The sequence below is a fragment of the Salinarchaeum laminariae genome (assembly GCF_023204835.1).
Taxonomy (GTDB): Archaea; Halobacteriota; Halobacteria; order Halobacteriales; family Salinarchaeaceae; genus Salinarchaeum; species Salinarchaeum laminariae.
The window spans coordinates 2,199,591-2,217,767 of record NZ_CP096270.1 but is presented as its reverse complement, the minus strand read 5'-3'; the positions used below and the strand labels follow the sequence as shown (position 1 = coordinate 2,217,767).

Genomic DNA, 18,177 nt, shown 5'->3' with positions numbered 1-18,177 from the left:
CCTCACCGATCGACGTCGCCCATGATCGGATCGAGACTTCCGAGCGTCGCAACGAGGTCCGCGAGGTAGCCGCCCTCGGCCATCTCCGGGAGCGCCTGGAGGTTCGAAAACGACGGGCCGCGGATCTTGAAGCGGGCCGGCGTGTCGGTACCGTCGGATCGAACGTAGATCCCGAGCTCACCCTTCGCGCTCTCGACGGCGCGGTATATCTCCGCGTCGCGCTCGGGTTTGATCGTCCGTGGGACGTTCGTTTGAACTACGCGCTCGTCGTCTGGCCACTCCTCGAGTAGATCGACGCACTGCTCGACGATTTTTGCGGATTGTTCGAGTTCGCGGAGACGGACGAGCACCCGTGCAAAGTTGTCACCGCCGTCTTCCGTGACGACGTCCCAGTCGAGATGATCGTAGTACCCGTAGGGGTCGTCCCGGCGGAGGTCGTAGTCGATGCCCGAACCGCGAGCAACCGGGCCAGTACACCCATAGGATTTTGCGACGTCTGGGTCGAGGACGCCGGTATCGATCGTCCGGAGCTGCATCACCTCGTTGTTGGTCAACAGCGCGTGGTACTCCTCGATGGCTTTCGGGATACCGTCCATCACGTCACGGACCAGCTCGAAGAAATCCTCTCGGGGTGACGGCAGGTCCCAGGCGACCCCGCCGAGCCGGAAGTAGTTGAACATCAGGCGCTGACCGGTCAGCTCCTCGAGGACGTCCTGCACCCGCTCGCGCTCCCGAATCGACCACATGAACATCGCGGTGAAGTCCCCGACGATGTCGAGGGCGTACGTCCCTGCCGCCAGCAGGTGGCCGAGCATTCGTGAGAGCTCGGCGGACATCGTGCGAATCACCTGGGCGTACTCCGGTACGTCGATGTCTGCGAGATCCTCGGCCGTTCTGGCGTAGGCCCACTCGTTGCAGAGGCCGGCACCCGACCAGTCCCAGCGATCGGGGTATGGCATGATCTGGTGTCTGTAGGTCCCCTGTTGGCACATCTGCTCCTCACAGCGGTGGATGTAGCCGATGTCGGGCTCGACGTCGAGCACCTGCTCGCCGTCGAGGACGACTTCGAGGTGGAGCACGCCGTGCGTCGCCGGGTGATGCGGACCGATGTTGAGAAACATCGTGTCGGAGTCTCCCGCAGGGTTGCTCCGGCGATGGTCCTCGGCGAGGGGATTCGCGTGCTCGCGGAGCGTCACGATCTGTTGCCGGTCCTGATCGTAGTTCTCGCGGAGCGGGTGGCCCTGCCAGGTCTCCGGAAGGAGGAGCCGTTCGAGATTCGGATGATCGTCGAACTCGACGCCCAGGAGATCGTAGGCCTCCCGCTCGTGCCAGCGCGCGGTGTCGTAGACTGGCGAGGCGCTCTCACTCGTCGGATCCGTCTGCGTTGTCGGCACGACGACGCTCAGCTCGTCCGTGGGATCTGCGTAGGTTCGCAGGTGATAGATCGTCTCGAAACGGTCGGCGTACTCCTGAGCGGTGACGCAGGCACAGTGGTCGTACCCAGCGTCACGCTTGAGCGTCGAGAGTACCCGTTGCACCTCGTCGGGCCGTATTACGATCGCTGGCGCGTTCTGGTGTGAATCGGTGTCCAACACACAGTCGGCGATCGAAGCCGGGACGACCGACGGCAAATCTCCAACTGCGTCGTCAGCTACAGATTCAGCTTCAGTTTGAGGTTCAGATTGCGGTTCACCCGCAGAGTGTTTCTGCAGTGATACCGTCCCGTCCGTCGACTCCGAATCCCCCAGACGCCGCTGGTCGCGTTCTTCGTGCACGCGTGGGCGTTTGGACCAGAGTGGACTGGACCTGCTGCCTCTATAGAGAGGCTAATTTAAGTCCGATCGGCAACAGCCTCCGACCGATGCGATCGATACGGCTCGCGGTTACGATGCCGACCGACGAACGCCATCCGATGCACCAGTTCGCGATGGACCACGGCGGCTACGGCGCGTACTGGCAGCTTCACTGGGAGGGTCGACCGGACGACGGCATGACGTTGCTGTTCTACGTCGAGGGACCGCGGGAGCCCTACTTGGACGCCCTCGAAGAACGGGTCCCCGACGCGACCCACTCCGTCACCGACGCCGAGGGAGATGGGTTCTACCTGTACGTTCACGCCGATATCGACGGCCTGGATCGGGGACTGGCAGACGCGATCGACCGCCCGGGCGTCCTCCTCGTTCCCCCACTGGAGTACCGCATGGACGGCACGCTCGTCGCGTCGCTCGTCGGCCCCGCCGAAGCGCTATCGGCCACAGTCGAAGCGATTCCAGACGCGATCGATCCCGACATCTTGCAGATACGGCCGTACGGGGAGCGATCGTTCCGGGCCGCTGGCGCTCTCACCGATCGACAACGGGAGATCGTCCAGGCAGCACTCGACGTCGGCTACTACGACGAACCACGACAGGCGAGTCTCGAGGACGTAGCAGCAGAGACTGGCTGTGCAGCGAGTACCGCCGGCGAGCACCTCCGAAAAGCAGAGGGAGCAGTCTTGGAACGCGTGGTCAGTGGACCGGTAACGGAGCCGGGGGTCGGTCGCCAGCCAGCGGATCGCGGCGATTCCTAACGCGTCGACCGCGGGTCGTTGGTTGGGCCGTCAAGTGGACCGATAGCTGCGGAGAAAGGAAATTCGGCAGACGTCTGAAATGGTGATGTGGCGGCAGAACAACCGGAGTTCTGGGGTGGCGTTACTCTTCGATCGAGAGCGTGTAGAGGCGCTTGCGCGCGTCCGAGAAGGAGAATCGAGAGTCGACTGCGCCTTCCTCCTCGAGTCGGTTAAGCGCGTAGCGGACGGTTCGGGGCGGAAGCAGCGTCTCGTCGGCGAGTTGACTCTGCGTCAGCGTGTCGTTGTACTCGAGCACTTTCGCGACGAGCTTGGCGCTCGGTGGTAGATCGCGGACGTCGTCCCAGGACGCCGTCGACCCCTCTGTGTCGGCCAGCGCGGACTCGGATGCACTCATCGTGCACGCAGCTACTGGATACCGACTAATAATATTTCCTCTTTGAATTTATTACTATCATGAATCAAGCGGCAACAGGGTCGCAGGATATATCCGGTGTGTGCTCCCTCGATTGGGACCCGCCACGTACTGTCGTCACCCGAAGTCTCTTATGAACCAACCGCCTATTCCGCCATCAATGAGCGACACCGCGGAGGAGGTCGAGTTCCCCTACGACGAGCAGGAGGCCTCCTTGTCAGACAAGATAGAGGCGCTGCAAGAACGCCTGGAGGTCCTCGAATCACAGAACGAGGAGATGCGGGACAAGCTCCTCGACGCGAACGCCGAGAACAACAAGTACCAGCAGAAGCTCGAGCGGCTGACCCACGAGAACAAGAAGCTCAAGCAGTCGCCGCTGTTCGTCGCCACAGTCCAAGAGGTAACAGACGAGGGCGTCATCGTCAAACAGCACGGCAACAATCAGGAGATGCTAACGGAGGTCACCGACGAGCTCCGGAACCGCCTCGATCCCGACAGCCGCGTCGCCCTGAACAACTCCCGTTCGATCGTCAAGGCGCTCGAAGACGAAACGGACGTCCGCGCACGCGTCATGCAGGTCGAGGAGTCCCCCGGCGTCACCTACGGCGAGATCGGCGGGCTCGAAGAGCAGCTTCTCGAGGTCCGCGAAACGGTTGAGATGCCGCTCATCAAGCCCCAAGACTTCGAAACCGTTGGCATCGAGCCGCCGAGTGGCGTCCTGCTCCACGGCCCGCCAGGTACGGGAAAGACGATGCTCGCGAAAGCCGTCGCGGAGGAGACCGACGCGACGTTCATCAAAATGGCCGGCTCCGAGCTCGTCCACAAGTTTATCGGGGAAGGCGCGAAGCTCGTCCGCGACCTGTTCCAGGTCGCACGCGATCACGAGCCCGCCGTCATCTTCATCGACGAGATCGACGCCATCGCCGCCAAGCGGACCGACTCCAAGACCTCCGGGGACGCCGAGGTCCAGCGGACGATGATGCAGCTCCTCTCCGAGATGGACGGGTTCGAAGACCGCGGCGAGATCCGCATCATCGCAGCGACGAACCGCTTCGACATGCTCGATCGAGCGATCCTCCGACCTGGCCGCTTCGATCGACTCATCGAAGTGCCCAAGCCCAACGAGGAGGGTCGGACGAAGATCTTCGAGATCCACACCCGCGACATGAACGTCGCCGACGACGTCGAGTTCGAGCAGCTCGCCGCGATGGCCGACGAGGCCTCGGGTGCCGACATCAAAGCCGTCTGCACGGAGGCAGGAATGTTCGCAATTCGCGACGACAGAACCGAGGTCCGCGAAGCCGACTTCCGCAACGCGTGGTCGAAGGTCAAGGCCAACGAGTCCGAAGACGACGGCGTCTCGAAGACGTTCGCCTGATCGACTCGGATCGGCTTCGTTTCGGCTACGACACCACGACGGATTCCTACCGACGACAATTCACCTCCTCAGAACATCGAGAGAACCAGCCACGGCACCACGAACAGCACGCCAAAGATCACGAGCAAGAGGAGGGCGTAGCCGGCGGCCGTTCCAGCAATCGTTGCGAACGCCGGGTGATCGAGACGGTCGCGAACGTCTGAGGCGGAGTACTCCATGCCAGGCTTAACGAGCGCCCGGGTGTTAGACGTTCCCCTCAGGCGGCCTCGAGTCGGGCGATGGCGCGCGTCCCACCACTCTCGGAACGTTCGAGATCGAACTCGCCGCCGTAGTAGCCGATCGTCCAGCGGGCCAGCCACAGGCCCATCCCGCTCCCGTGTTCGAGCTGGTCCATCTTGGTTTCGCCCAGGACGACGCGTCGTTCGTCCTCGGGGATCCCCGGCCCGTCATCGACGACGGCGAGTTCGATCCGACCGCCGGCTCGCTCGGCGACGATCTGGATTGGCTCGCCGTCGCCACCATACTCGATCGCGTTCTCGATGAGCCCCGCGATGGCACCGTCGAGCTCCGGCCCGGCGAGCACCCGATGATCGCCGACGTTCACCTCGACGGACGCATCCGGATATCGCTCCCTCACCTCTGCCATGGCTCCGTCGACGATCGACGATACTGGCCGGCGTTCCAACTCGGGATCGCCCTCGACGAGGCGCTGGATCGCCTGCACTGCGTCGTGCATCTCCCCGAGACCCGCCGCGATCTCTGAAACTGAGCTCGCGACCAGGTCCACGTCGTCGCGATCCTCGAGCTGGGCCGAGACGCCGTGCAACAGCTGTGCCTCGTGCCGGAGGTTGTGTCGGACGAGCCTGTTCGATACGGCGAGTTTCTCGCGCTCGCTGGCGAGGGCTTCCGCCCGGATACGTCGGACGTCGTTCATTCCGATGAGAACGTGGGCGAACGCGCTGACGGCGAGTACGTTCGCGATCAGAAAGGACGGTGCTGAGATGTTACGATAGAGCGAGGAGAGGTAGAGCACTGCGCCGAGTACGACGACGCCGAGCACGTTCCAGCCCGCAACGCGTGCAGCGTGGGGCGTCGACACGTCAGTCGTGTAGAGGTAGACGCCCGCACCGACGAGGACGAGGGCCAGAACCGTTCCCAGCCCCGCGAGTCCGAACCCCAGCGGCGGCTCGTCGAAGGAGAGGAGCCGGAGGAGGTTGGGCACGAGGATAGCGAAGCCAGTGACGCTGACGACGCTACAGACAGCTACTCGTTGAAACGAAACGCGCATAGATCGTTCAGGGAGCGTCGCCCCAAATGGGCTATGGCCACTTGCGGCTGGACTCGCCGGAACCTGGCCGTCTATCTGCTACACAGCAGGCCCCACCGATCGGGCCCCTTTTCTTCCCCGTCCGTCTATCGGACTCCAATGACGCGGATCGACGTGGTCGACAACCACGGGCAGTTCACCCATCTCGAGCAGCGCGCACTGCGGGATCTCGGCATCGACTGTGAGATCATCGACAACGACACGCCACCAGAACAGATCGACGCCGACGGCCTCGTGCTCTCGGGCGGTCCGGACATGGACGATCGCGGACTGTGTGGCGAGTACCTCGAACTGGACGTTCCGGTGCTCGGCATCTGTCTGGGAATGCAGGCGATGGCTCTCGAACTCGGTGGCGAGATCGGTGGCGGTGACTACGGTGGGTACGCAGACGTAACGGTCGACCTCCTCGAAGAAGACGATCCTCTCACCGGCTCGCTGTACCCCGAAACGCGAGTCTGGGCGAGCCACGCCGACGAAGTGAAAGTCCTACCAGACGGCTTTACGCTGACGGGACAGAGCGACGTCTGTGACGTCGAATCGATGAGTAATCCCGACCGCGACCTCTACGGCGTCCAGTGGCATCCAGAAGTCGCCCACACCGAAGAGGGCGAAGCCCTGTTCGAGAACTTCGTCGAACTCTGCGAATAGCTCCGAGACTGTTGGGGCGTGAAATACTCCCTCCGATTGGAGGAACCCGTAGATCTCCCTAGAGCGTCGGTCAGTTCCATCGGGCTGGAGATTGCTACAGTGAGCCAGGACTGGCGACGAAAAGCAACCGTTCTGGAGCGAATCGCTATCTCCAGAAATGTCCCGAAGGAATCGGTAGCCGACGGAACTCAGGGCTCGTCGAAGAGATCGTCGACCGCGCCCTGTGCTGCGAGTGCCGCATCGTCGGCGACCTGCTCGGGATCCGCGTCGCCGTCCGCCTCGACGTAAACGTCGATCTCGAGTACGCCGTCCTCGAAACTCACGGCGATGTCGACGTCACTCACTTCGCTACGGTCGAACCGCGAAAAGACGACCTGCTCGGCTGCCTCGGCCGCCGTCTGGACGACCTCGTCGTCGGAGATTTCGTCCGATTCGCCGTCCGCGGCGTCCGAAGCTGTCATCGTTAGTCGCCGCCAGCGCCCGGACCGCCGCCCATACCGCCCATCGGGCCACCGCCGCCCTGGAGCATCTCCTGTAGCTCCTCCTGAAGCTCCTCGAACTGCTCCTGGACGCGCTCTTCCTGCTTCTGGAGCGTCTCGGTACGGATCTCGAGACTGTCGACCTTCTCTTCGAGCTCGGACTTCGCCGTGTCGTAGTCCGTCTCGAGGAGGAGCTCGCCGACCTCTCGGTACATGACGGTGTCCTTATCGACGTCCTCGAGCTCTTCGAGGGCGGACTGAGACTCGGTGAGCGAGGTCTCTGCCTCGTTCTTCTGAACGGCGACCTCCTGTGCGGTCTCCTGGAGATCCTGCAGTTCCTCGACCTTCTCTTGTGCTTCCGGCGGCAGACTACCCTGCATACATCTCAGGTCGGCCCCTGTACTGAAAAAGGGAGTGCATTCGGGACCGAGCGGATGACGAACGTGGTCGCCGAGAGAATCGGAGACTGCAAAGGGACACGGCGAATTGTCGACCGAATCAGCGGGCCGCGATCGCCGTCTCCTCTGCCGCACCGATCAGCGTACACCAGGTTCGTTTGGCCGCGCGGAGCGCCGTGGGATCTGTGGCATCGATATCCACGATGACTGTCTCACCTCTGCGGCGAACGCTGGCCTTTGAGCGATCACCGTCGATGTCGCCGGCGTCGAGACGTACGGCACGCTCGACAGTGTCGGCGAGGTCAGAATCCGCGTAGGAAAACTTGAGCGTGGCTTCGATCGCCACGGCGTTACTCGACGCTGATCTCCTTGACGTCGGCGCCGCGCTCCTTCAGCAGGACGCGGTGGCCACAGTATGGACACCGAACGCCGCCGTACTCGTCGAGGGAGACGTCACGCTTGCACCGGGAGCACTTGTAGGCGCTCATGCGTCGGCGGTGTCTTCGTCCTCGTCCTCGGCGAGAGCGGCGCGGATGGACCGTCGGACCGTCTCCCCTGCGGGAGTCTGGGGTCGGTACGCACCGCCGGTGAAGGTGTGGTTGCACGACTCGCACTCCCAGATTCCGGTGTCGGTCCGGACGACGCGCTCTTCGCCACAGTCGGGGCACTCGTGATCTGCGCGCGTGTCAGCTTCGATCTCGGCGACTCGCTTGCGAGCGACGCGCCCGTAGCGTGCGCCGAATCGGCCGGCGCTACCGGTCCGACTCGAATTGCTGGCCATAGTGAAAGGTCATATCCGTGGCGCGCTGATAAAGGCTGCGAACCCGGGATGGAGCGGTCGAGGCGATGTACCACGGTTTCGAGTCCATCACTGCCGCTTTGGAGTTCGTCATTGGCAGTTGCTGGCTGGTCACCGGAGGTCGGCCTCCTCGAGGGCGGCATTGATGTCCTCCCGGATCAGCTCCCCGCCGTCGGCCTCCCTGGCAGTGGTGACGACGCGATTCTCCTGGACAGAGGAGCCATCGCGCAACAGCATGCGCACGTTCCCGCCCGCATCCGCGCGAGTGGCTTTCGCGCGGAGCCCGGACTGAGACCCTTTCCCGCCAGCGTTGATCGGGCCGGGGATCACCTTCTTTACGTGTGGATGCCCGGCGACAGTTCGAATCGCGCGCATCCCTTCGCGGCCGCCGATCAACGTCGAGTGGGAGCCGCCGATCTTCTCCACGGGTGCGACGTCGACCACGTCGAGTGATCGTTCGCCGCGGCGTTCGATCGCAGTTGCAACCGGATCCTCGCCAGTGACCCGGAGGAGCTCGTACTGGCTCTCGCCCTGAATCTCCCAGAGGACGTCTCGTTCGCCAGCGGCGTAGACCGTTTCCGGTCGTTTGCGGTGAATCTCGTCGGCGATCCGACCGGCGTAGTTGCGCAGCTCTTTGATCGCGTTCTCGCCGTCCTCTTCGGTGGTCCGGACGACACTCGTCCCGACGGTCTCGTCCTCGTCGAGCATCGTCAGTTCGGCCCGTTCGCGATCGGCGTCGATCACCACTGCGTCGGCGTTGGCGGAGTTACAGACCAGGCAGTAGTCGCCCGGTCTATCGAGTGGTTCCGCACATCGCCGGCAGTCCATCGACCGTATTTGGTCACCGGCGGGAAAAAGCAGCGCGGATCCCCGCCGGACGACGAGGGTGCGAAAAGCCGAAGTGAACTGGCTCATTCGATTCAGTCATCTTCACCACTGGCCGGAGCGGCAGCGCTACGGCCGACGGCCGCACGAACGCGGCACAGCCATGACACGATCAGTTCAGGACGCGCTCGCATCGCACTCTGTAGAGACGGCGGTTCACCAGCCGCTGCACGACGCGCGCCCACACGAGGTCTGCGAGGTGACGTACGACGGGCAGCGCGCCATATGTAAGGTTGCACAGCATCCTCTCGGTGACCCCGAACTCGAAGGGCGTATCCTCCAGTTCGTCGACGAAGCGACGACCGTTCCAGTGCCACCGATTCTGGCAGTCGGACGGGACTACTTCGTCGCAGGCTGGTGCACCGATCTCCCGAAGGATCCGACCGTCGACGAAGCACGGTGTCGTGCGATGGGGACCAGCCTGGCTCGACTCCACGAATCGGCGAGCGAACGGTTCGACGCGCCAGGACACCTCACGACCGACGGCACGCACCTAGCACTCGACGCAGACGCTCACTGGAGCGAAACGCTCCGTGTGGTTCTGGAGGATCGACGCCAGTTTCTCGAACCTCGAGGGTACGGCGACGTCGCTACGGAGGTACTCGACCTCGTGGAATCGTTCCCCCACGCGTTCAACGATCTGGGATCCCCGACGCTTCTCCACGGCAACCTACTTCCCGAACACGCCGGGATCGACCGATCTACCGATCCTGCCCGGGTCGCTCGCGTCATCGACTTCGAGCACGCGCTCGTGGGGCCGCCAGCCTTCGATTTACTACGGTCGATCGGCCCGATGTTCGGTCCACCCGACGCCGTGCAAGACCCCGAGGGCAGGAGGGCCTTTCTCGATGGATACGCGGCCGTTCGACCGCTCCCACAAGATCTCGAGGAGACGCTTCGACGTCTCAGCGTGGTCAACTGCGTGTCCTACCTCCGCGCGCTACACCTGCAACGCGGCGACCGTGACGCCCCCGAGTCGGTGGCACGGCGGGCGCGAGGGCTCGCTACATACGTCGAGGAAACGACCCGCGAGATCCGTGAGACGCTCGGCGGTGAGTAATCGTGGTGACGTAGCGACCGAGAAACGAAGCGATCCAGAGGGTCGGGAATGTGGAGTCCTTACCGCTGCGCGACGGGCGTCCAGCTCCGATCCCGCTCGCCGACGTAGTTCGAGGTCGGTCGAATCAGTCGGTTATCCTCGAGCTGCTCGAGCGAGTGCGCCATCCAGCCGCCGGAACGGGAGATGCCGAACGTGGCCGTGAACAGCTCGCGGGGGATACCGACGCCGTGGAGCAACGCAGCGGTGTAGAACTCGACGTTGGTCTCCAGTCGGCGGTCGGGCTTGTGCTCTTCGAGAGCCTCCACGGCGACCTCCTCGTACCGCTCCGCTGCCTCGAAAAACTCCGCGTCGCCGCCGTCGCTGTAGAACTGCTCGGCCGCCTCCGAGAGCACGGCGGCACGAGGATCCCGGACCCGATAGACGCGGTGCCCAAAGCCCATGATCCGCTCGCCGGCGTCGAGCTTCTCCTGAACGTACCCCTCCGGATCGCCGGACTCGTACACTGCCTGGAGGTCCTGCAGCACCGGCCCCGGTGCGCCACCGTGCAGTGGTCCCTTGAGCGTGCCAACCGCAGCCGTCGCCGCGGAGACGACGTCGGACTCCGTCGAGACGACGACGCGCGCCGAGAACGTCGACGCGTTGAGGCCGTGATCGACGACCGTGTTCAGGTACGTTTCGACGCCGCGGGCCTCGGCCTCAGCGGGCTCCTCCCCGTTGAGCATCCAGAGGTAGTTCGCGGCGTGCCGAAGATCTTCACGCGGCTCGACGGGCTCCTCGCCCTGCCGGTACCGCCAGTAGGTCGCGACGATCGTCGGGAACACCGCGATCACGCGGCGCGCGTCAGTCTCGGGATCTTCCTCGCCGGTGCCGAGATTTGCGGCCGCGGCGCCCATACGCAGCGCGTCCATCGCCGGCTTCTCCTCCTCGGCAGCCTGCCGGAGGACCGCCCGAACCTCCTCGCCGATCTCCCTGCGGCCGGCGAGATCCGATCGAAACGCTTCGAGTTCGTCCGCGTCGGGCAGTCGATCCTCGAACAGCAAGAAGACGGTCTCCTCGTACGTCGCGTTGCCCGCCAGCTCCGCGAGCGGGAAGCCACCGATGACGAGCTGGCCCTCCTCGCCGTCGATGTAGCTCAAGCGCGTCTCGGCGACGGTGATTCCCTCCAGTCCGCGCGCGACGTCGGAATCGGCCATGTGATGTATTGCTCGATCGGACTGTAATGTCTTACCATCCCGGTGCGACTCGCAGTCTGAATCCCCACTCACAGGAACCCGAGCGTCCTCCTCTCTGCTGACGTTCAGACTGGTGGCTCGTTCGGCCAGCATACAATCCGTCCGCGAAATCGTCCGACCGAACGCGATCAGACCACGACGATAGCTCCTCAGCCACTCAGAACGGCCACGAGCACGACCGTCACGACGAGTACGACCAGCAGGATGCTGCGGCCGATCCCCGAGCGGAGAGGTCGATAGCGCTCGCCAGGCTCGCCGAGCACGCCTTCGCTCCCGGGGACGCGTCGCACGTACCCCTCGGGATCCCGAGCGACGGCCATCGAGGTGTCCGCCAGGACCACGGCGCCGCGATCGACCAGTGCGTAGAGTTCAGTGATGGCAATCACGAGCCAGCGTGTGCCGTAGAAGCCGACGCGATTGTAGAGAGCGTCGACGTCTGGGACGGAGCCGATGCGGTGAAGCGGCGCACGAAGGATCGCGAACCCGACGAGGCCGGCCGCCGCGAGGGCGAGTCCCTCCAGAATGTGGCTAGTAGTGAACACCTCGAAGGCGTAGTGGCTGGCCTCGAAGGTCTGCCAGCTGAGGATGTGACCGCCGGGAAGGAGTTCGTAGAGTGCAGCGGGGTAGATTCCCAGCAGCACGCACAGCGATGCTACGGCGATCATCCCGACGCTCTGACCGAGGTTCGCGTCGCGAATCTCGCCCTCGTAGCTCCCCTCGACGAACGCAAAGTAGCCGAGTTTGATGAAGGAGAGGAAGGTCCCGACCCCGCCGATGAGCAGCAGGTACCAGAGCGCTTCGTACTTCGCGTAGTGATGGGCCTCCGCGAGCACCATCCCCTTGGAGACGAACCCGTTGAACCCGGGGAACCCAGCGATCGAGAGCGCTGCAACAGTGAACGTGATCGCCGTTAGCGGCATCTTGCGACCGAGCCCACCGATCTCGTCCAGCGACTCCTCGCCGGTCCGGTAGATCACGACGCCGACGGCCATGAACAGCAGGCTCTTGTAGAGAATGTGATTGAACACGTGCCCGAAGGCGCCGGCGACGGCGAGCGTCGAGCCGATCCCGACGCCGGCGATCATGTATCCCACCTGTGACTGAATGTGGTAGGAGAGGAGCCGGCGCATGTCCGACTGGAGCAGTGCGGCGAACGCGCCGAAGACCGCCATCGCGCCGCCCATGTACGCGATCCAGAGGTGACCGTCCGGGAACGCCCGGTACATGCCGTAGACGCCGGTCTTCGTCGTGAACACGCAAAGGAAGACGCTCGCTGCGACGTGCGGTCGCGGGTACGTGTCCGGCAGCCACGCGTGGAGCCCGACGAATCCAACGTTGACGCCGATGCCGACGGCCGCCAACACCTGCGCGACGGTGCCTTCCATCCCGGTGCTCGCCGAGAACAGCAGGCTCCCAACTTCGGCGTAGTGCCAGACGATCGCACCGAGCAGCAGGCTGCCGCCGATGCCATGGAGCAGCGCGTAGCGGAACCCTGCCCGGACCGCAGCGCCGCCGTAGTGCCACACGAGCAACGTCGACGTGACGGCCATCAGCTCCCAGAAGAAGATCAAGGTCAACCAGTCGCCGGCGAACACGGCACCGAGGCTTGTCCCGACGTAGGAGAGGGCGAAGGCCGTCTGTACGCGGTCCGCGCCGCTGGCCCATGAGTACAACACTGCCACCGCACCGATGAAACCGAAGATCAGCCCCATCAGCGACGAGAACTGGTCGACGTTGAACAGCACCGCGTCGAAGGTACCGAACAGCTGGACGGAGTAATGAGTCCCCGTCGGCGCGAACCACGCGATCGCAGCCGCGCTGAGCGTCGCCGCGATCCCCAGGGCATGCCCGACCGTCCGCGGCAGCTTCCAGGCCAACAGCGCGGCCACCAGCACGAGCGCTGCGGGATGGATGCTTTCGAGCACCATCAGGCGCTCACCCCCTCGACGATGACCTCGACGAGCTCCAGGAACTGGGCCTCGTACGGGACGATACCCAGGACGAGGGCGCCAGTTGCCACCGCGAGGATCGGCCCGAGCATCAGCCAGGTGCTCTCCTCCCCGGTCCAGCGGCGGCGCTCCCAGCCATCGGGGCCGGGGCCGCCGTGGTGGGCGTGGTCAGCGTGGTCGTCGTGGTCATCGGCGATTGTCTCCTCATCGTGGCCGGCTGAATCGTCGCCGACGTCGACCGAGTCGTCGGATTCGGCGGCAACTGCCGGGTCGTTTTCGGTAGCGGAGTCGCCGGCGTGATCGCTCGGATGTCGGTCAACTGCGTACTCGCCGTCTTCCAGCGGCGCCGGATCGTCGCGTCCGTCGGAGGAGCCAGCGAGTGCGCCGCCCATTCCGGAGCTTTCACCGTGAGAGCCGTGCGAGCCGGCAGGCTTGAGAAGCTGTATGTTTCGGGGGCCTTCGCGGCCACCGAGCGGCCCGCTGATGAGGGGTTTCTCGTCGGCACCGTCGGGCGACTCGAAGAAGGCTCCGTAGACGATCGGCCAGAAGTAGGCGATGTTCAGGACGCCGGAGACGAGCAGCGCGACCGCGAAGATCGCCTCGTTGACCTGCACCGCGCCGACCAGGAGGAACCACTTGCTGACGAAGCCAGCGACGAGCGGAATCCCTGCCATACCGGCCGCGGCGATCGAGAAGGCCGTCATCGTCAGTGGCATCCGTTTACCGATGCCATCCATCTCGGGGATATAGTCGGTGTGCGTCTCGACGTGGATGATCCCTGCACAGAAGAACAGGGTCAGCTTCATGAACGCGTGTGCGGGGATGTGGAGCAGCCCGCCCGTGATCGCGGTCGGCCCCAGCAACGAGAGTCCGAGCACGATGTAGGAGAGCTGGCTGATCGTCGAGTACGCCAGTCTCCGCTTCAGGTGGTCCTGTCGGAGGGCGATCACGCTCGCTGCGAGCAGGGTGAACGCGGCCACCGCTGCGAGCGGTAGTCCCACCCCCAGATCAGAAACCACGTCGGGACCATAGACGTCCAGTATCACGCGGGCGACCCCGAACGCCCCGGCTTTGACGACCGCCACAGCGTGCAGCAGTCCCGACACCGGCGTCGGCGCGACCATCGCGTCGGGGAGCCAGGAGTGAGCGGGCATCAACCCAGCCTTGATGCCGAACCCTGCGGCGAGCATCGCGAACGCCGCCTTCGCGAGCGTGGGATCGGCCGTCGAGAGCCCCTGCGCCGTCGCACCGAACGTCGTGGTGCCGGCGAGCACGTAGACGAGCGCGGTCCCACCGAGCACGAGCACGCCGCCGCCGAAGAACGTGTAGAGGAGGTACTTTCGGCCGGCCGCCCGCGCCTCGTCGGTCTCGTCGTGGGCGACCAGCGGGTAGGTCGCGACGGAGAGCAGTTCGTAGAAGACGAAGATCGTCAGGAGGTTCTCCGCGAACGCGATCCCGACGGCCGCGGCGAGGCTTCCCGCGAACGCAGCGAAAAACCGCGTCTGGGAGTGCTCGTCCAGCCCGCGCATGTAGCCGATGGCGTAGAAAGCCGTGAACACCCAGAGCAGACTCGAGAGGAGTGCGAACAGCATTCCCAGCGGATCCGCACGGAGTGCGAACTCGACGCCGGGCGCGTAGGTTCCAAGCGACCACCGAAACTCGTCACCGTTGAGCACCGCCGGGAGCATGCTCGCGACGATCGCGAACTTCCCGAGCGCGGTGAGCACCGAGATCGAGTCCCGGACGTTCGGTCGCCGGTAACTGGCCACGATCAGCGGGATCGCGACCGTCGAAATCGCGACGGCGAGCAGCGGCCGGAGTGACTCGACGGTACTCACTGGCCGAGCACCTCCGTTACGAATGGCTCGAGGGCGTCCGCAAACTCGGCGCCGGCGAAGCCGAGTAGGATCGCCAGGATTGCTGCCCCCACGGCGACTGCGACCACGCCGAAGGGTGCGCCAGGTGTCGGGTCAGACAGATGCTCCTCGGTCCCGTCGTCGGCCGAGTTTCCACCGTCGGCAGCCATCGCGTGATCGTCCGAGGTATCCGCTGGCGCTTCGGCCCCGGCTTCGTCACCGCTCGGTGCGGGCGTGAAGTACAGCTGTTCGAACAGTCGAGCGACGTAGGCGAGTGTGAGCACGGTAGAGAGCAGGATGACGACCGCGACGGGCCAGAGGTCAGCGTTCATTGCACCGATGACGATGTACCACTTGCCGAGAAAGCCGACCGCCGGCGGGACACCGACGAGCGTCAGCCCCAGCAGCGCCATCGCCGCGGAGAGGACGGGCGACTGGCGACCGAGACCGGCGAGGTCGTCGATCGTTCGGGCGTCCGAATCGAGGGCAAGTCCCATCGCGGCGGTGAACAGGCCGCCCTTGACGACCGCGTGGCCGACGAGGTGGATCACCGCGCCGATCAGCGCGGCCTCGGCGGCGCTTGCACCGGCATCGGGATGCACGGCGATCCCGGTCGCGAGGACGACGAGGCCGAACTGCGACACGGAGGAGTAGGCGAACGTTCGTTTGATCCGCGACTGCATCACGGCGAGAGCGCTGCCTGCGACGACGCTCACCGACGCTACCGTCACGATCACGGTCGCGACGATCGGCGTCGCCTCGAAGAACGCCGGCGTAAATACGGACAGCGAGATGCGGAGGAACGCGTACGCGCCGATCGTGGAGACGAGCGCGGAGATCGCCACGGTGACGCCGTCGGGCGCTTCGTCGTAGGCGCCGGGCTGCCAGGTGTGCAGCGGGAAGATCGCCGCCTTCACGAACAGCCCCGTGGCGATGAACGCGAAGCTCGCGAGCACCAGCGGATCGGTGTACATTGGCCCGTCGACGAAGGAGGGCTCGCCCGCGAGCGTCGCGGCGAGGTCGGCCATGTTGAGCGTGCCGGTGGCCATCAGGAGGTAGCCGACGCCGAGGAGGTAAAGGGAGGCGCCGGTCGTCCCGACGATCAGGTACTTGAGCGCGGCCACGGCGGCAGGAGCACTCCTGTTCGACGCGACGAGCGTGTACGTCGCGATCCCAGTGATCTCGAGGAACACGAAGAGATTGAACACGTCACCTGTCAGCGAGACACCCATGAGTCCGCCGATCAGCATGAGATAGGCGGCGTAGAATGGCACGCCACGCGGACCAGCACGCCGGGTCACCGCGAGTACCGATAGGGCGATGAGAGCTATGAGGCCCACCATCGTCGCCGATAGTGCGTCGGCGACGAGTTCGATGCCGACCGCAAACTCGTTTTCGCCCGGACGCCCGTACGCACCGAGTTCGTGAACGAGTCGCCCCGAATCGCCAAAGACGGCACTCGCGAGCCACGCGGCCAGCCCGCCTTCGAGCACCAATGCGACGAGCGAGATCGGCCAGCCCGAGCGCGGCCACCGCAGTCCAGCGAGCAGCACCACTGCTGCGGCGACGATCGGGAGCGCGATCAACAGGACCGGTGCGACCGTCGGATCAGTCATCCGAACGCACCTCCCGGAGGACGTCCTCTTCGAGCGTGCCGTACTCTGCGTAGATCCGGACCAGCAGCGCGAGCGCGACGGCGGTCACGGCGATCCCGACGACGATGGCAGTGAGCACGATCACCTGGGGAAGCGGGCTGACGTACGTCGCTTCCTTCCCGCCGTGGTGAACGATCGGCGCCTGTCCGCCAGCGAGATACGCACTGGCGATGAAAAAGAGGAAGAGTGCGGTCTGGAAGAGGTTGAGCCCGATCACTTTCTTGACGAGATTCTGGCTGGAGACGATCATGTAGAGGCCGATGCCCAGCAACAGTGCGAACAGGACGTACGCGTACCGGCTGGTCAACACGTCGACGAGCGGCGTCATTCTTCGTCACCTCCATCGAGGTCGTGCTCGGGATACGATCCCGGCCCGGAGCTCTGCCAGGCGGCGCCCTGGCCGACGAACCCCGCGGCGATCGTGAAGAAGAGGCCGATCACGATCGCCGAGACGATCGGGGCGATGCCGACGATCTCGACCCCTTCGAGCGCGTACTTCTTCCCGTGGTAGAGGCCGAACTCGTCGCTGTAAACGGCGTGTTCGAGGAATCGACCGCCGACGAGCAGCGGCAGGAGGCCGATCAGCGCGAACGCGAGCACCCCGCCGCTGGCGAGCCCGACCACCGTTCGATTGGACAGCCAGTCCCGCGTGGGCTCGATCCCGAACGCGAACGCGATCATCAGGATCGTCGTGCCGACGACGGCACCGCCCTGGAACCCGCCGCCAGGCGATCCGCCGCCGTGGAAGGTCAGGAACAGGCCGTAGGTGAACGTAAACGGAGCGACCACGCGGACCGTGGTCATGATGACCTGGCTCTCGACGTACGTTCCGCCCGGCCCCATCGCGTCCGTCTCCGTCGGTAGCTGTGAGTCCGTCGACGATGGCTCATCGTTCGCCTCCCTCGACGAGGTCTCACCGTTCGCCTCCGTCCCCTCGGTGGGATCCTCAGTCACGAGTAAACACCTCCGTGTGCAGGACGACCATCGTCGCCACGCCGGCGGCGAACACCACGACTGCCTCGCCGAACGTGTCGAACCCGCGGTAGCCAGCGAGCACCGCAGTGACGGCGTTCTCGACGCCCGTGTCGTGGTAGGCCTCCTCGATGTAGTACTGGGAGACCTCCGGATTCGAGACGATCGGGGCGTCCGACGCACCGATTTCGGGGAAGCTGGTGACGGTGACCAGAATCACGGTGGTGAACGCACCGACGACGAGCAGCCCCGACCAGTGGATCGATTCGAAGATCTCGTCTCGACCTGGTCGAACCGTCTTGGCGATCGTCAGGAGCAGCAGGAGCGTCGTGACGCCGGCGCCGATAGCGGCCTCGGTCATTGCGACGTCTGGCGCGAGCAACACGGCGTAGTAGATCGCCATCCCGAGGCTGTAGGCAGCGAAGACGATGATCGCCGCGAGCACGTCCCGAAACGCTGCGGTCGCGAGCGCTGTCAGCAGGACGAACGCGAAGAGCACGAGTTCGATCGCGCCGGGACTCACTGGACGTCACCTCCGCTGTCGGCCGGAACGGTCCC

General features: G+C 64.8%; 21 protein-coding genes. 4 read left to right on the top strand and 17 right to left on the bottom strand.

What is annotated here, in order from left to right:
• Positions 1 to 2 precede the first annotated feature (2 nt).
• Positions 3 to 1,631 (bottom strand): NADH-quinone oxidoreductase subunit D, encoded by a 1,629-nt coding sequence (locus MXF70_RS10385; protein ID WP_248515566.1) that lies wholly within the window; start codon positions 1,629 to 1,631, stop codon positions 3 to 5.
• 230 nt (positions 1,632 to 1,861) lie between these two features.
• On the opposite strand from MXF70_RS10385, the gene MXF70_RS10380 reads away from it, so the two are divergent.
• Positions 1,862 to 2,569 (top strand): helix-turn-helix domain-containing protein, encoded by a 708-nt coding sequence (locus MXF70_RS10380; protein ID WP_248515565.1) that lies wholly within the window; start codon positions 1,862 to 1,864, stop codon positions 2,567 to 2,569.
• Between the two features lie 121 nt (positions 2,570 to 2,690).
• Here MXF70_RS10380 and MXF70_RS10375 read toward each other — a convergent pair whose 3' ends face one another.
• Positions 2,691 to 2,963, bottom strand: a complete 273-nt coding sequence (locus MXF70_RS10375) for a MarR family transcriptional regulator (RefSeq protein WP_248515564.1) — start codon at positions 2,961 to 2,963, stop codon at positions 2,691 to 2,693.
• 178 nt (positions 2,964 to 3,141) lie between these two features.
• Between MXF70_RS10375 and pan1 the strand changes: the two genes are divergently transcribed.
• The gene (gene pan1 / locus MXF70_RS10370; RefSeq protein ID WP_248515563.1) at positions 3,142 to 4,359 is read left to right on the top strand and encodes a proteasome-activating nucleotidase Pan1; all 1,218 of its coding nucleotides are present in this window, start codon (positions 3,142 to 3,144) and stop codon (positions 4,357 to 4,359) included.
• Between the two features lie 68 nt (positions 4,360 to 4,427).
• Here pan1 and MXF70_RS10365 read toward each other — a convergent pair whose 3' ends face one another.
• Together MXF70_RS10365 and MXF70_RS10360 are read right to left on the bottom strand one after the other, a co-directional pair.
• Entirely contained in the window at positions 4,428 to 4,577 is a 150-nt protein-coding gene (locus MXF70_RS10365) for a hypothetical protein (RefSeq protein WP_248515562.1), read from the bottom strand.
• Positions 4,578 to 4,615: 38 nt separating this feature from the next.
• Entirely contained in the window at positions 4,616 to 5,647 is a 1,032-nt protein-coding gene (locus MXF70_RS10360; protein WP_248515561.1) for a sensor histidine kinase, read from the bottom strand.
• Positions 5,648 to 5,785: 138 nt separating this feature from the next.
• Here MXF70_RS10360 and MXF70_RS10355 point away from each other — a divergent pair, with 138 nt between their 5' ends.
• On the top strand, positions 5,786 to 6,334 hold the full coding sequence (locus MXF70_RS10355) for a GMP synthase subunit A (protein WP_248515560.1): 549 nt from the start codon (positions 5,786 to 5,788) through the stop codon (positions 6,332 to 6,334).
• A 188-nt stretch (positions 6,335 to 6,522) separates the two neighbouring features.
• Here the strand turns inward: MXF70_RS10355 and MXF70_RS10350 are convergent, their stop codons facing one another.
• The 6 genes from MXF70_RS10350 to MXF70_RS10325 form a co-directional block, all read right to left on the bottom strand.
• On the bottom strand, positions 6,523 to 6,795 hold the full coding sequence (locus MXF70_RS10350; protein WP_248515559.1) for a DUF3194 domain-containing protein: 273 nt from the start codon (positions 6,793 to 6,795) through the stop codon (positions 6,523 to 6,525).
• 2 nt (positions 6,796 to 6,797) lie between these two features.
• Complete coding sequence (locus tag MXF70_RS10345) at positions 6,798 to 7,193, bottom strand: prefoldin subunit beta (RefSeq protein ID WP_248515558.1); 396 nt, start codon at positions 7,191 to 7,193, stop codon at positions 6,798 to 6,800.
• A 118-nt stretch (positions 7,194 to 7,311) separates the two neighbouring features.
• Entirely contained in the window at positions 7,312 to 7,557 is a 246-nt protein-coding gene (locus MXF70_RS10340) for a KEOPS complex subunit Pcc1 (protein WP_248515557.1), read from the bottom strand.
• Positions 7,558 to 7,561: 4 nt separating this feature from the next.
• Positions 7,562 to 7,699 (bottom strand): DNA-directed RNA polymerase subunit P, encoded by a 138-nt coding sequence (locus MXF70_RS10335; protein WP_248515556.1) that lies wholly within the window; start codon positions 7,697 to 7,699, stop codon positions 7,562 to 7,564.
• Positions 7,696 to 7,992 carry a 50S ribosomal protein L37ae gene (locus tag MXF70_RS10330; RefSeq protein ID WP_248515555.1) on the bottom strand — a complete coding sequence of 99 codons (297 nt, stop codon included), beginning with the start codon at positions 7,990 to 7,992 and terminating at the stop codon, positions 7,696 to 7,698. Before MXF70_RS10330 ends, MXF70_RS10335 begins: the two co-directional genes overlap by 4 nt.
• Positions 7,993 to 8,121: 129 nt before the next feature.
• On the bottom strand, positions 8,122 to 8,838 hold the full coding sequence (locus MXF70_RS10325) for a DUF2103 domain-containing protein (RefSeq protein WP_248515554.1): 717 nt from the start codon (positions 8,836 to 8,838) through the stop codon (positions 8,122 to 8,124).
• 160 nt (positions 8,839 to 8,998) lie between these two features.
• Here MXF70_RS10325 and MXF70_RS10320 point away from each other — a divergent pair, with 160 nt between their 5' ends.
• Positions 8,999 to 9,955: a phosphotransferase enzyme family protein gene (locus tag MXF70_RS10320; protein ID WP_248515553.1), complete on the top strand. Its 957-nt coding sequence runs from the start codon at positions 8,999 to 9,001 to the stop codon at positions 9,953 to 9,955.
• 59 nt (positions 9,956 to 10,014) lie between these two features.
• Here the strand turns inward: MXF70_RS10320 and MXF70_RS10315 are convergent, their stop codons facing one another.
• From MXF70_RS10315 to MXF70_RS10285, 7 genes are all read right to left on the bottom strand, one after another.
• Positions 10,015 to 11,148 (bottom strand): citrate synthase, encoded by a 1,134-nt coding sequence (locus MXF70_RS10315; protein ID WP_248515552.1) that lies wholly within the window; start codon positions 11,146 to 11,148, stop codon positions 10,015 to 10,017.
• 188 nt (positions 11,149 to 11,336) lie between these two features.
• A complete protein-coding gene (locus MXF70_RS10310) occupies positions 11,337 to 13,118 on the bottom strand; it encodes a Na(+)/H(+) antiporter subunit D (RefSeq protein ID WP_445677856.1) in 1,782 nt (593 codons plus the stop codon).
• Positions 13,115 to 14,974, bottom strand: coding sequence for a monovalent cation/H+ antiporter subunit D family protein (locus MXF70_RS10305; protein WP_248515550.1), 1,860 nt, complete (start codon positions 14,972 to 14,974; stop codon positions 13,115 to 13,117). Before MXF70_RS10305 ends, MXF70_RS10310 begins: the two co-directional genes overlap by 4 nt.
• Complete coding sequence (locus tag MXF70_RS10300) at positions 14,971 to 16,608, bottom strand: proton-conducting transporter transmembrane domain-containing protein (RefSeq protein ID WP_248515549.1); 1,638 nt, start codon at positions 16,606 to 16,608, stop codon at positions 14,971 to 14,973. Before MXF70_RS10300 ends, MXF70_RS10305 begins: the two co-directional genes overlap by 4 nt.
• Positions 16,601 to 16,975 carry a cation:proton antiporter subunit C gene (locus tag MXF70_RS10295; RefSeq protein ID WP_248515548.1) on the bottom strand — a complete coding sequence of 125 codons (375 nt, stop codon included), beginning with the start codon at positions 16,973 to 16,975 and terminating at the stop codon, positions 16,601 to 16,603. The genes MXF70_RS10300 and MXF70_RS10295 overlap by 8 nt, the downstream gene beginning before the upstream one ends.
• Complete coding sequence (locus MXF70_RS10290; protein ID WP_259370348.1) at positions 16,972 to 17,601, bottom strand: MnhB domain-containing protein; 630 nt, start codon at positions 17,599 to 17,601, stop codon at positions 16,972 to 16,974. The genes MXF70_RS10295 and MXF70_RS10290 overlap by 4 nt, the downstream gene beginning before the upstream one ends.
• On the bottom strand, positions 17,594 to 18,142 hold the full coding sequence (locus tag MXF70_RS10285) for a DUF4040 domain-containing protein (protein ID WP_248515547.1): 549 nt from the start codon (positions 18,140 to 18,142) through the stop codon (positions 17,594 to 17,596). The genes MXF70_RS10290 and MXF70_RS10285 overlap by 8 nt, the downstream gene beginning before the upstream one ends.
• Between the last annotated feature and the right edge of the window lie 35 nt (positions 18,143 to 18,177).